The following is a 13,535-nucleotide window of genomic DNA, read 5'->3' as shown; positions in this document are numbered from 1 at the left end:
AAAATTGAAATCCGATTTGATCCTAGCTATAAAATAAATCCAGTGTATCTATCCTAAAATAGGAAGAAGCACTGGAAAATTATTTTTATAGTCGAGAATAGATATATAATTAATTAGTTAATTTTTATATAAAGACAATACATCCATTATTTCTTAATTTTTTTATTATTGATGGTTCTTTGGTGAAGTTGTTCCAACGTAAATCTAGTTTGGTGAGTTGTGTTAAATTAATCATACTAAATTAAACTCGTTTGGGGAAAAAATTGCCCGAGTATTACTTCCTGTGACATTAGCTTTAGATGTCGTTACATTACCTTGGCAGTACCTATTTTTCTGCCATAAAGAAATATCATTGTGGGTATTTTGATATTCAAACTGAATATGAGATCACATCACCGGGCCTTAGCACTAACCAATTTGGCCGATGTGACTACGGTATATGGATAAAAGAAATTTCTACAGAACGGTGGAAATTTCTTTGTATTAGCAATTCAAAATCGAAAACCAAGGAACAGTATGGGTAACAGTAAAAACAGGGTCTATGGGGGTATATATTGTTGATTACCAGTTCTCTCCTTTTCGCAAGTAATGAGATTGATGGTTTCAATGATGGTGATAGAGTGTTGTTCGATGATAAGCCCGTTTATCAGACATATCTTGACGTTTGTAATAGGCTTACCAGTGATTTTCATAAAACAACATAAACAGATAGTTAAAAGTAATGGCGATATATAATGGCTACGCCATATGAGTTGGAGTGAATTAGCTGATTTAATTATTAAAGGTATGGAAGAGGCAATTGAGGTTAAGACTGCAACTTATGATTTTGTGCTTTTTTATTCTTAAAGAATGCATTTAAATTAATATATGTAAACATAAATATAATTAATTTGTTATTAATTAGATAAAACAACTAAATTTTCAATTGTATTACAATTCCTTTTATTGAATTGAATGATAATGATTATAATTATCATTCAATACATTAATTAAGGAGTGTTTATGAAAAAAACGTTACTCTATCTAGTTGTTACCTCGATAGTTTTTTTTAATAATAAAGCTATATCTGAAGATGTTCTTTATGTGATTGAAAAAAAAGAAGAAAAAATTAATGAAAAAACATTAAATTCAGAACAATTGGAAAAAAATTTAATATTTAGCATGGAAGATATTGTTCGCCATCTTCCTGGTGTCGGTGTCTCATCCGAAGGACGTTTTGGTAATAATGGATATGCAATAAGAGGTGTTGATAAAGATCGTGTTGCTATACAGGTTGATGATATCCCTCAAGCAGAAACCTTCGATAATACCATTTATAAAGGTTATGGTTATTTTAATGGAAGTATGAATGATATCGAAACAGAACATTTAAAGTCTGTAATTATATCTAAGGGTGCTGATTCTATATTTTCAGGTAGTGGAGCATTAGGAGGGGCTGTAAAATACATTACTAAAGATCCTGCGGATTTGATTAGTGAAGGTAATTGGGGATTTGTTTCTCGTAGTGTTTATACTTCTAAAAATAATGAAAAAATGCAAACGATAGGTATTGCAACTTCCCAACAAGATGTAGAAGGGATGCTCTTATATGTTTATCGTAATGGGCATGAAACTAATAATTATAAACATGAAAATGATATATTCGGTTCTGCTAGGGGAACACCAGATCCTCAAGAAAAAACGCGTCATTCTTTACTATCAAAAATTAATCTATTAGGTATTCAAAACCATAAAATAGGTGCTACTTTTGAATACAGTGAGGGTAAAACATATACAGATGAAAAATCTTGGTACTTATTTTCTTCCTATTATCGTACTGGTGATGATTTATCAAAAAGAATTAGATATACACTCTCTGATACGTGGACTCCAGAAAGATATATTGACAGTATGACGACAAGCTTTAATTGGCAAAAAATAGAACAAAAAGCATTTAGCTCTACGTTTGATGAACATTATAATGGTCATTATTATGATATTTTTGAAGAAAATAGTAGGAATATCATTCAATATGGTAGGTTTATTAATAATGAAATAGTATTAATGCCATTATCTTTATTTAATACAACGCACTCATTAGCACTACGAACTTCATATTCTACAAAAACACTTAACAATAAAAATATAGATACTAAATATCTAGGAAAGCCTAAAGTTCCTTATCAATCTAATTATAGCATCATCAGACCTGTATATACTCAAGATATTAGTATTGCTTTTGTTGATGAAATAAAAATGTTTGATGACAAATTAAATGTAGTTTTAGGCAGTAGATATGATAATGTTTCTCATCATACAGATAATGCTAAATTATCTTTAGCGAAAGATAGCGATCTCACTGATAATCATTATCAGGCTTTATCTTTGGCATTATCAACCAGTTATAACATAACACCAAATTATACTTTCCAATATAAAATTGGGCAGGGTTTTCGTATTCCAACAGCTCAAGAGCTTTATTTTGATTATGGAGGTAATGATGCTCGTAATCGCTTAGAGCCTAACCCTAATTTAAAGCAAGAAAAAGGATTAAGTAATGAAATATCATTAAGTTATAATAATGATAAATTATTTAATAAAGTAAATGTATATTATACTAAATACAATAACTTTATTGATCTTAAGCAGAGCGAAAAACAAGTTCCTAATCCGTGGTATGATCCTAATATGGGCGATAGTTATTGGAATAAGCCAACATTACCACAAAATCATCTTCAATATAGTAATGTTGCCTCAGCATACGTTTATGGTTTTGAGCTAACGAATGAAATTCGGCTTTCTAAAATATTCGGCTTAGATAATACATATATATTGCGTAATACATTTAATTATACACGCGGAAAAGATGCTTCTGGAGATTCATTACTTTCTGTACAACCTTTTAAATGGGTTTCTTCCTTATCTTATGATAATGCGGATAAAAAATATGGTGCAGGGATATTTATGACTTATTCAGCACGAAAAGAAGGTAATCAAGCAATACGGAATGGTCGTGAATGGCCATATCTTAGTGATTCTTATACTATATTTGACACAACAGCTTACTATAATGTAAATAAAAATATTGTATTACGTGCTGGGGTTTTTAATTTATTTAATAGAAAATATAGTACTTGGGATGCATTAAGAAGTCTGCCAGAATTTGGTACAACAAATCAAATAGATCGTGATCGTCTTGGTTTACAACGTTTTACTGCTCCTGGGCGTAATTTTTCTATGGATATATCATTGTATTTCTAATACTGAATTGATAGGCAACTATTTAGTTTATTACAATTTGTTAAAGCCTCTTAAATGAGGCTTTAACAAGATCATTTATATAATATTAGAATTAAATTGGTGGGTAGGCTATTTTATATATTAGTTGATTTGTTTTTTTTCTGTTGCCAAAAGCGAAAAAGGTAAGTTAATCCAATAATAATTAGATAAATAATAGGCTCTGGTGTTGGCGATTTTAATGATAAAAAATAATGAATACAGACTAATAATAAGAGTGGATAAAACAGACTATGTATTCTTTTCCATTCTTGATTAAATTTATTTTTTAACCAATCAAATGAACTTATAGCCATCAATAATAAAATTATCCAACATAAAGCGCCTATAATAAGATAAATACGGGAAAAAACTTCGCTAAAAAAGAAAGTAATATTTTCCCAACCTATTTCAAGTAGCAGATAACTTGCTAAATGTAAATTAGCCCAAAAAAAACACCATAATCCTAATAGTTTTCTTACTTGAAATAATGTGTTTAATTTTAAGTAAAAGGCAACCATAGGGATCAGAGCTAATATAATTAATAAACGTAACGTTGTAATTCCAGTAAAATGCTGAATATCTTTTGAAGGATCTGCGCTGAAATTTTGCGTATAAATTGTATAAATAAGCCAAGTGAAAGCCAATAAACCAATAAGATGGAATATGGTTTTTAATAACTTAACTTTTATTCCATATATTGGTTGCATTAAAAATTTCTCCGCAAATCTAAATCTTTATATAAATGTGCGACTTGGTCGCCATAGCCATTGAACAATAATGTTGGTTGTCTTGTAACTTGACCTAATCCACCTGTGCCTATAAAGCGTTCTGTTGCTTGTGACCAACGAGGATGGCTAACATCTGGATTAACATTTGCATAAAAACCATATTCATGCGGTGCTGAAAGATTCCACGTTGTTGGTGGGATTGACTCAGTTAAACGAATTTTGACAATGGATTTGATCCCCTTAAATCCATATTTCCACGGAACAACAAGGCGAATAGGTGCACCATTTTGGTTTGGCAAGGATTTTCCATATACCCCTGTCGCCAATAATGTGAGTGGATTCATCGCTTCATCGAGTCTTAATCCCTCGACATACGGGTATTGTAAACCGCCGCCAATGAAGCGACTATCTTGTCCGCGCATCTCCTGTGGTGCATAACGCGTTTCAAAGGCAACATATTTTGCACGACTATTGGGCTCAACCAAAGAAAGTAAGCTCGCTAATGGAAAACCGACCCAGGGAATGACCATCGACCATGCTTCAACACAACGCATACGATAGATACGTTCTTCTAATTGAAATTTATGATTAATATCGTCTAAGTTTAAAGTAAGTGGGCGATTAACTTCACCATCAATAGTTAATGTCCATTCTTCTGTTTTCATTGTGTGTGCATACTTAGCAGGATCGGATTTATTAAGGCCAAATTCATAGAAATTGTTATATCCAATTACCTTATCTTCATGAGTTAATTGCAATGAAGATTGATATTCTTCAGGTTGAATAAATTGTAATTCTTTACGGGATGATTTTGGTGTTGTTGGTTTGTTATCTTCAGTAAGCCATGAAAATAAATCGGCTTTTACAGTGGATGAAACCGCTATTCCAGCAGCGCCGATGCCTAATAATTTTAGTAAATTACGTCGTTTCATCATAAAAACAGATTCAGGTGTAATTTCTGATAGGTTGTTTTTCCTGTTTTTTTTCATGATGTTACCTCTACATAATTAAGAAGATATTTGATTGATAAATTAATTATGCAGAGATGTTTTATAAAAAAGCTGACAAAAAGATGACAATTTTGTCATATCGCGTAATTAGCATGGAAAGGTTAAAATAAATACATTATGTTTTCCAATACGCTCGTAACTGACTTTACCCTCATGTAATGTCATAATCGCTTGCACAATTGATAAGCCTAAGCCATTTCCATCTGTTGTTCTTGCATTATCACCACGCCAAAAACGAGTAAATATTTGTTCATGTTGATTCAATTCATCACCAATATTACTGATACAAATCAGTAACTGATTTTTTTCTTTTTTACATTGAGTGACGACTTGTGTATTAGCGGGAGAATATTTAATTGCATTTGATATGAGGTTCATTAATATGCGAGTAAAAAGTAAGTGATCTGCACTAACTGTTAATGTTGTAGGCTCTTTTAATAAGGTAATCTGTTTTTCTTCTGCATAAAATGAAAATAGGTTATAAATTTCATCAATTAGATCCGATAAATCCAAGCTTTCTCTATTTAAAATGATATTTTTATTTTCAGCACGAGCGATAAATAAAATATTTTCAATTATTTTTGCAAGTTTATCCAGTTCTTCAATATTACTAATAATAATTGATTCATATTCTTCTACGCTACGAGAGCGTTGTAACATAATTTCATTTTGAACTTTTATAGCGTTAATGGGGGTTCTGAGTTCATGAGCCAAGTCATCGGCTAATTGAGTTAGCTTTACAAAATCATTTTTTAACCTTTTTCTCATTATATTTAATGAGTCACCTAAACTTTTCAGTTCATTGGGAAGTTGTGAGATATTTATGGTTTGGCTAAGAGTATGTATGTCTGTTTTAGCCGTAATTTGGCTAAGAAAACGGATATCTCTCAATCCATGTTTAATTAACCAAAAACTTAATATTCCCATAAATAAAATAGAAGCTAATGAGATAATCAATATTTTACTTAAATATTCGCTTAGCATACTGATGCGCACAAAGGATGCTTTGGCGATCACTACATTTAGCACACCTATTGGTGATTCTATTGTAAAGTTAATAGCCGAAACAGGAACACCTGATTCTGTTTCCCAGGAGGTAATCATGTTTAAATCTATATTCTTTGTATCAGTGGTTTTTAGATGATCTGCAAATAAAATATCTGAATTAGTATCAACTAAAATTTTATTATTAGCATCCGTAATATAAATAATATCTTGTTGCATATCCATCATACGTTGAAAATAGATAGGTAATGTTTTGATATCAATTCCACTATTAATTAACTTTACTAATTGGTCTGCACGATTTACAAGTAAGTTATTATCACGAGATATTAATTCATTTTTAAGCGATTGATAAAGCGTTAAAGACATAAAACCTGCATTTGCAATCATCAATATGATAAATAAAAAGATAATTTTAAATCTCAGTGATTTTGTTTTCATTATTGACTCCATTTAACCTATATCCCATTCCTCTAACCGTTTCGATTAATTTGATTTCAAATCCATCATCAATTTTTTTTCGTAAACGACGGATAGCAACATCTACAATATTAGTATCACTATCAAAGTTAATTCCCCAAATCTCGCTTGCAATTAATGTCCTTGGTAATATTTCATTAATATGTAAAGCAAAAAAAAGTAATAAAGAATATTCTTGGCGAGTCATTGGGATCTGTATATTATTACGCTCCACTTCATGACGAGATAAATTGATTTTTAAGTCAGCAATTTCAATAATTGTTGAAATATTTTTTTGAACTCTTAATTGATTTTTGACCCTTGCCAATAATTCTGAAAATGAGAAAGGTTTTACTAAATAATCGTTTGCACCTAATTCTAATCCTTTAACTCGGTCATCTATAGCATCCCTTGCTGTTAAACAAATCACAGGGACTGACTTTGATGTGCGTAATATTTTTAAAATATTCCAACCGTTCATTCCGGGAAGCATGATATCAAGAATAATCAATTTGTAATCATTTTCTAATGCTAAATAGAGGCCATCACGACCATCATTCGTAATATCAATAGTATATCCAGCTTCTTCTAGCCCTTTTTTAACCCAATTGGCTGTTTTTTCGTGATCTTCAATTAAGAGTATTTTCATTATGATCCTCTTAAACTCTTTAGAATAGGTATTTTGTATTATTTTAAACCAGTCATATATAGGATTAATAGAGCTAATTAAATATGATAGTTTTTACTAAAAATGACCTTGTAATAATAGATTTTAGAGACTCATAACATTGTTATTAAATAGCTTTTATGTAAAAGAGTAAGTAACTAATTTTATTCCAGAAATTTTTTATGACAGTAGATTTACTCGTTTTTGTATTTTCATTCTTAAGAAAAAATTGTAGAACTTATATGTATGCGGCTAGGGTTTAGCAATAATTTATGATGAATATGCTATAAAAGTTGAAGAGGAAGAATGTATTTGCTTGGTCATTGAAACTAAAAAAGCCCACCGAAGTGAGCTTTTCTAAACTTTAAAATGCACGTGCATTGGGCGTGCACTTTAAAGTCTTTTTATTGTCAGTGTGTAGTTCTGTCGATTTCGCTAACTTATTGTTTTTGAAACCGTTGTCCTATCACTGACCCACCAAATTTGGTGGAGCTGGCGGGAGTTGAACCCGCGTCCGAAATTTCTACATCCTCGGTACTACATGCTTAGTCTATCTTTAATTTCACTTACCCACTGCGGACAGACGCGCCATGAATAAGCTAGCTTGATTAAGTTTAACGCTTCAACCCCAAGCTAGGCATCCACGCGATCTCTTTTGGGTTTGACCTCTCTTTATCCCCGTCTTAAGAGCGGAAGCTAGGGAGAGAGGGCTCAAAGCAGGTTATTAAGCTGCTAGTGCTTTATATTGATTGTCGTTTGCGACTATCTTTTTTGCGGCTTTTTACGAGGCCAACCGCCCCTCGGCATGCACCTTGGGTTTCGCAAATCCCGTCGAATCCAGAATCAGCCCCAAGTTGTTGACAGCGAGTATATCAGAAAAATACTTGTCATTGCTAGTACTTAACGCAATTTAGCGGTTAGCATTTTTCATAATACGTGCTTTGTCTAATTTCCACTCACGATCTTTAATGGTTTCACGTTTATCGTGATCTTTTTTACCTTTTGCAACACCAATTTTGATTTTGCACCAAGCGTTTTTCCAATAAAGAGAAAGTGCAACAACGGTATAACCATCACGGTTGATTTGACCATAAAGGTTATCAAGTTCACGCTGTTTTAATAATAGTTTACGGGTACGTGTCGGATCACAAACGACATGGCTTGATGCAACATTTAAAGGCGTAATAGTTGCACCAAAAAGATAAGCTTCGCCATCACGCATGATAACATAGCTATCACTGATGTTTGCTTTACCGGCTCGCAGTGATTTAACTTCCCAGCCTTGGAGCGCCAAGCCCGCTTCTATCTCATCTTCGATGAAATATTCATGGCGAGCACGTTTGTTTAACGCAATGGTCGCAGAACCAGGTTTGTGTGATTTTTTCTTTGTCATAATGTCCACATTATACTGTATGAGCAATAGAAAGAAATCATTTAACCGACTGTTTTCTTTTCAATTGCATAAAACTTAAGCTATATTCCATTAGATTTTTAATTAGTCACTGTTCAATGATATGATCCGCGCAGTGTTGTCGTACAGGAATAACTATGCCTCAGATTAGTCGATCTGCTCTTGTCCCTTTTAGTACAGAGCAAATGTTTAAACTGGTTAATGATGTTCTTACTTATCCTGATTTTCTACCAGGATGCGTTGGAAGTAAACTGATCAAAAGCACACCAGAAGAAATGATTGCATCAATAAATGTCTCTAAAGCAGGGATCAGTAAAACATTTACTACCCATAATTTTTTAAAGACAAATGAACGTGTGGATATGCGTCTTGTTGATGGTCCCTTTCGTAAATTAACTGGGGGATGGGTGTTTACCGCACTTGATGATAATGCGTGTAAGATAGGGTTTCAGCTAGACTTTGAGTTTACCAATAAATTAATTGAGTTAGCCTTTGGTCGTATTTTTAAGGATTTAACGAACAATATGGTGCAGGCGTTTACTCACAGAGCGAAAGAGATCTATCGTGACTAAAATATGGGTAGAGGTAACCTATGCGTTACCTGACAAACAGTACCTTATCCCTGTGGAACTAACATTAGGGGATACTGTTGAACAAGCCATTATTGCTTCAAATATCTTAACGATTTGTAATGATATTGATTTGACTAAGAATAAAGTGGGTATTTATAGTCGACCAGCAAAGTTAAGCGATAATGTGCGAGACGGTGATAGAGTTGAAATTTATCGACCTTTAATTGCCGATCCTAAAGAAATGCGTCGTAAACGTGCTGAGAAAGCGCGACAAAAAGCGGATTAATATTATGCTTTTTGCCCAATAGGGGTGAGCATCATATATTGCATTGATAGGCCGTTTGATTACAGACAGACACAATACAAGACAACACTGTTATAAAGCAATTTCTCTTTATAAAAACACACCCCAACGTCAAATCTAACGTATGGGGTGCAATTCGTTTTTGCCAATCTATACAAAACTAAGCTTTCTTAGCGCTGTTATCGCATTACGATTTTGTTTCAGGTGCTGAGAAGTTAGGCATATTGCCTTGTTTATCAATCTTAGTCAGTATGCCATTGCTATCAAAAGTCAGGGTAAGAGTCTCTTGACGTACTTTCTGATGACCAGGCTCTTCACGGAAAACATAATACCAAGTCTGGCTTCCGAAAGGATCTTTTAGCATTGGCGTACCAAGGGCAAATTGAACTTGCTGCTGTGTCATTCCTTGCTGAACTTTTGCGACTTCGGCTGGCGTTAAATAATTTCCCTGATTGATATCTGGGTGATAAACCAGTCTCTCGAACATAGAGCAACCTGAAGTCATTACGACTAAAGATAAGGCGGCAACTTTTAACAGTTTAAAACGCATGGTTATTACATTCCTTTTAGGGTCATAGTGACGATGATAATCGACAACGCAGCAATTGAAAACCTTTCACGCTCTGCCTATGACCCTAAATATCAATAAAAGTTTGTTAATCGTTATGCAGCCAACAAATCTTTCGCATTTGCTAAGGTATTTTTGGTGACTTCACTACCTGCTAATAAACGAGCTAGCTCTTGTAGACGTTCTTTTTTCGATAATAGTTTCATGGTTGTTTCAGTTTCTTCACCATTTGTCTCTTTATTGACAAAATAGTGTTGATGACCACAACCCGCGACTTGAGGTAAGTGAGTGACACACATTACTTGAGTTGATTCACCCAATTCGCGTAATAATTTACCCACAATAGCAGCAGTAGGACCACTGATACCAACATCAACTTCATCGAAAATAAGAGCAGGCGTATCCATTTTCTTCGCCGTGATCACTTGGATTGCAAGTGCAATACGTGATAATTCACCACCAGAAGCAACTTTAGAAAGGGCTTGATGCGGTTGTCCTGGGTTTGTAGTGACATTAAATTCAACTTTTGTGGCACCATCGATTTGCAGTGAGCTATCATCAAAATGAGTATCAACAGTAAAATAGCCATGAGGCATTGATAATTGATGCATACTGTTGGTGATAAGCTGGCTTAATTCATTCGCATACTGCTGGCGAACCTGATGTAACTGTTTTGCGACATCTAATGCAATTAAATGGTCAGCTTTAACTTGTTCTATTAAAGCGTCACAATCATCATTTTGACGAAGTAGGGCATTTTTTTCTTCAATTAATTGCTGATGAAGATCGTATAATTCTTCAGGTGCGACACGATGTTTGCGTGACAAACTGATGTACTTAGACATGCGTTTTTCAACTTCAAATAAGCGATTAGGATCCATCTCTAAGCGATCGCTATAATGACGAAGTTCATCACTCACTTCACTAATTTGAATAGTAGCTTCTTCCAGCATCTCTAATAGTGAATTGAACTGACTTTCCATAGAGGTCAGTTCAGCAATTTCATGTTTAGCCACATTGAGCATACTTAAAATATTTTGCTCTTCGTTATCGCTTAAAATTTGTAAGCTATTTTGGCTTAAAGTCAAAAATTGCCCGCAGTTAGAAAGACGTTTATATTCTTGATCTAATTCTGGGTATTCGCCTTGTACTGGTTGAAATTCATTGAGTTCTTTTAAATGGTAATCAACCAGTTGTTGCCTTGCTTCTCGTTCTAAAGAGAGTTGTTGAAAAGCGGCTAAAGTTTGGCAACTTTGATGCCATGTTTGATAAGCCGACTTCATGCTTTTTAATAAAGCCGGTTCATGGGCATAGATATCAAGCAGTTGTTTTTGATAGCGAGGCTCTAGAAGTTGTTGGTGAGCATGTTGTCCATGGATCTGGATAAGTAAAGAACCAAGCTCTCTTAATTGTGAAAGTGGTACGGAAGTGCCGTTGATAAAACCACGAGAACGCCCATCAGCAGAGATAGTTCTTCTTAATAGGCATTCATTATGATCATCAAGATGATGTTCTTCAAGCCAACGTTGTGCTGATGGCGTGTCAGAGAGTGAGAATCGTGCACATAAATCGGCTCTAGTTGCACCTGGGCGCACCATATTGGCATCACCACGGTTACCTAAACATAAACCTAGTGCATCAATTGCAATAGACTTACCTGCGCCAGTTTCGCCTGTAATGGTGGTCATGCCACCAGAAAAATCGATTTCAAGTTCACGGACTATGGCAAAATGACTAATGGTTAATTGAGTCAGCATAGTGCCTCTCCTGTGTATAAAAACATATCTGTAATTACATACAGTATAAACTGGTTTTTTATACAGTAAAGTAGTGAGGCACAAAAATTAAAACATTTTTTTCGACCAACCTAATTTTGAGCTGAGCGTATTAAAATAATTGTAATCAGTCGGATGAACTAAATTGAGTTTTTGACGACTTCTCTTAATAATAACTTCATCACCTTCTTTAATGGGTAACACTAATTGGCTATCGCAACTGACTTCATAATCGATATTTGTTTGTGAGAATTTTAAGCGAATTTGGCTATCACTGCTGATAACTAAAGGGCGTGCTGACAAGGTATGTGGAAACATAGGCACAAGCGCAATAGCATCAAGATTGGGTGTTAAAATAGGACCACCGGCAGAGAGTGAATAGGCCGTTGATCCTGTTGGTGTTGCGATAATTAAGCCATCAGAACGTTGAGAGAAAGCAAAACGATCATCAATGTAAACTTCAAACTCGATCATATGAGCAACTTTGCCAGGATGAAGCACGACTTCATTGATTGCTGTACCAATGCGATTTCTTTGACCTTCAGCATAGACGCGTGCTTCAAGTAAAAAACGCTTTTCTTCATGATAGTGCCCAGCTAACACATTGGTTAATTGCTGTAAGGCATTATCAGGGTCGAGATCGGTAAGAAAACCTAAATTACCTCGGTTAACGCCAATTACTTTAATGTTATAGCGAGATAAAACGCGCGCAGCGCCAAGCATATTGCCATCACCACCAACAACAATGACAAGATCAGCAACTTTACCCACTTGTGTTAAATCACCTGTTTGTGCATTTTCTAGTTTTAGTTCTTGAGCAACTTGTGTATCAATAATAACGTCATAACCTTGAGCCAATAGCCAATGATAGAGCATTTCATGCGTTGAAATTGCTTCAGGATGACGGGGATGGCCGACAATGCCAATGCATTTAAAGTGTTTTTCTTCTGTTACGGTATTATCTGGCATTTTTTTACCCTCGTTTTGCGCCAATTCCTTGAAACCCGTTTATTGATCCCCATAATAAACTAAATATGAAGATGAATACCAAAACTACGCGGAGATGTTCATGAGTAGTAAAGAACAAAATGTACATGAAGAGCAAGCCTCAAAAGAAAAAGAAGGAATGGGATCTGCAATGAATGAGTCTCAAGAGCCAACAATGACCGAAGAAGCACAAGCGGACTTTAATGCTCAAGCTGAATTAGTGGAAGCATTAGCGCGTGTTGATTCTCTTGAAAAACAACTTGAGCAATCTCAAAAGACAGAGCGTGAAGCAATGATCCGTGCTCAAGCTGAAGTTGAGAACATTCGTCGCCGTACTCAACAAGATGTTGAGAAAGCACATAAATTTGCGCTTGAGAAATTTTCTAATGAGTTACTGCCTGTACTTGATAATTTAGAGCGTGCTTTATCTGCGGCTGATCATGAAAATGAATCGCTAAAACCTATGATTGAAGGGTTAGAGTTAACGCTGAAATCATTCTTAGATGCTGTTCATAAATTTGGCATTGAAGTGGTTGAAGAAAAAAATGTGGTATTTAACCCTGAAGTTCACCAAGCGATGACTTTAATTGATAGCCCAGCACATGACTCTAATCATGTTGTTGATGTTATGCAAAAAGGATACACCTTAAACGGCCGTTTACTGCGCCCAGCTATGGTTATCGTTTCTAAATAACATTGATTAAAACATTCGTTATCACATGAGTTATTACATGTAGATAAAGTAAACCGCACAATACGAAGATTATTCAATATTCTTGTTATTGTGCGGT

Annotated in this window: 12 protein-coding genes, 1 other RNA gene and 1 pseudogene; 5 read left to right on the top strand and 9 right to left on the bottom strand. The window is 34.5% G+C overall.

The window, feature by feature from the left end; genetic code table 11:
• Nucleotides 1–738: 738 nt before the first annotated feature.
• Nucleotides 739–828 (top strand): annotated as a pseudogene (locus JEP36_RS17710) (hypothetical protein); the annotation flags it as partial.
• A gap of 174 nt (nucleotides 829–1,002) precedes the next feature.
• Nucleotides 1,003–3,240 (top strand): TonB-dependent hemoglobin/transferrin/lactoferrin family receptor, encoded by a 2,238-nt coding sequence (locus tag JEP36_RS02855; RefSeq protein WP_198629853.1) that lies wholly within the window; start codon nucleotides 1,003–1,005, stop codon nucleotides 3,238–3,240.
• Nucleotides 3,241–3,353: 113 nt separating this feature from the next.
• Here JEP36_RS02855 and JEP36_RS02850 read toward each other — a convergent pair whose 3' ends face one another.
• The 6 genes from JEP36_RS02850 to smpB all read right to left on the bottom strand — a co-directional run bounded on the left by JEP36_RS02850 (nucleotide 3,354) and on the right by smpB (nucleotide 8,520).
• A complete protein-coding gene (locus JEP36_RS02850) occupies nucleotides 3,354–3,965 on the bottom strand; it encodes a protein-methionine-sulfoxide reductase heme-binding subunit MsrQ (protein ID WP_198625833.1) in 612 nt (203 codons plus the stop codon).
• The gene (gene msrP / locus JEP36_RS02845; protein ID WP_098942268.1) at nucleotides 3,965–4,975 is read right to left on the bottom strand and encodes a protein-methionine-sulfoxide reductase catalytic subunit MsrP; all 1,011 of its coding nucleotides are present in this window, start codon (nucleotides 4,973–4,975) and stop codon (nucleotides 3,965–3,967) included. The genes JEP36_RS02850 and msrP overlap by 1 nt, the downstream gene beginning before the upstream one ends.
• A gap of 108 nt (nucleotides 4,976–5,083) precedes the next feature.
• Complete coding sequence (locus JEP36_RS02840; protein ID WP_109370997.1) at nucleotides 5,084–6,442, bottom strand: heavy metal sensor histidine kinase; 1,359 nt, start codon at nucleotides 6,440–6,442, stop codon at nucleotides 5,084–5,086.
• Entirely contained in the window at nucleotides 6,417–7,109 is a 693-nt protein-coding gene (gene hprR, locus JEP36_RS02835; RefSeq protein ID WP_099074890.1) for a response regulator transcription factor HprR, read from the bottom strand. Before hprR ends, JEP36_RS02840 begins: the two co-directional genes overlap by 26 nt.
• Nucleotides 7,110–7,611: 502 nt before the next feature.
• Nucleotides 7,612–7,978: a transfer-messenger RNA gene (ssrA, locus tag JEP36_RS02830) on the bottom strand.
• A 59-nt stretch (nucleotides 7,979–8,037) separates the two neighbouring features.
• Nucleotides 8,038–8,520: an SsrA-binding protein SmpB gene (gene smpB, locus JEP36_RS02825; protein WP_109370996.1), complete on the bottom strand. Its 483-nt coding sequence runs from the start codon at nucleotides 8,518–8,520 to the stop codon at nucleotides 8,038–8,040.
• A gap of 155 nt (nucleotides 8,521–8,675) precedes the next feature.
• Here smpB and JEP36_RS02820 point away from each other — a divergent pair, with 155 nt between their 5' ends.
• Nucleotides 8,676–9,110 carry an SRPBCC family protein gene (locus JEP36_RS02820; RefSeq protein WP_198629852.1) on the top strand — a complete coding sequence of 145 codons (435 nt, stop codon included), beginning with the start codon at nucleotides 8,676–8,678 and terminating at the stop codon, nucleotides 9,108–9,110.
• Entirely contained in the window at nucleotides 9,100–9,396 is a 297-nt protein-coding gene (locus tag JEP36_RS02815) for an RnfH family protein (RefSeq protein WP_369961909.1), read from the top strand. Before JEP36_RS02820 ends, JEP36_RS02815 begins: the two co-directional genes overlap by 11 nt.
• Nucleotides 9,397–9,601: 205 nt before the next feature.
• Here the strand turns inward: JEP36_RS02815 and bamE are convergent, their stop codons facing one another.
• The 3 genes from bamE to nadK form a co-directional block, all read right to left on the bottom strand.
• Nucleotides 9,602–9,964, bottom strand: coding sequence for an outer membrane protein assembly factor BamE (bamE, locus tag JEP36_RS02810; protein WP_198619714.1), 363 nt, complete (start codon nucleotides 9,962–9,964; stop codon nucleotides 9,602–9,604).
• A gap of 113 nt (nucleotides 9,965–10,077) precedes the next feature.
• Nucleotides 10,078–11,739, bottom strand: coding sequence for a DNA repair protein RecN (recN, locus tag JEP36_RS02805; RefSeq protein ID WP_109370994.1), 1,662 nt, complete (start codon nucleotides 11,737–11,739; stop codon nucleotides 10,078–10,080).
• Between the two features lie 87 nt (nucleotides 11,740–11,826).
• The gene (gene nadK / locus JEP36_RS02800; RefSeq protein WP_109370993.1) at nucleotides 11,827–12,726 is read right to left on the bottom strand and encodes an NAD(+) kinase; all 900 of its coding nucleotides are present in this window, start codon (nucleotides 12,724–12,726) and stop codon (nucleotides 11,827–11,829) included.
• Nucleotides 12,727–12,826: 100 nt separating this feature from the next.
• On the opposite strand from nadK, the gene grpE reads away from it, so the two are divergent.
• A complete protein-coding gene (gene grpE / locus JEP36_RS02795; protein WP_160230558.1) occupies nucleotides 12,827–13,438 on the top strand; it encodes a nucleotide exchange factor GrpE in 612 nt (203 codons plus the stop codon).
• The last annotated feature ends 97 nt before the right edge of the window (nucleotides 13,439–13,535 follow it).

It is taken from the genome of Proteus sp. PR00208, assembly GCF_016238545.1.
Lineage (GTDB): Bacteria > Pseudomonadota > Gammaproteobacteria > Enterobacterales > Enterobacteriaceae > Proteus.
Note: the sequence above shows the minus strand (reverse complement) of the source record. Positions and strands in the feature narration are given on the sequence as shown.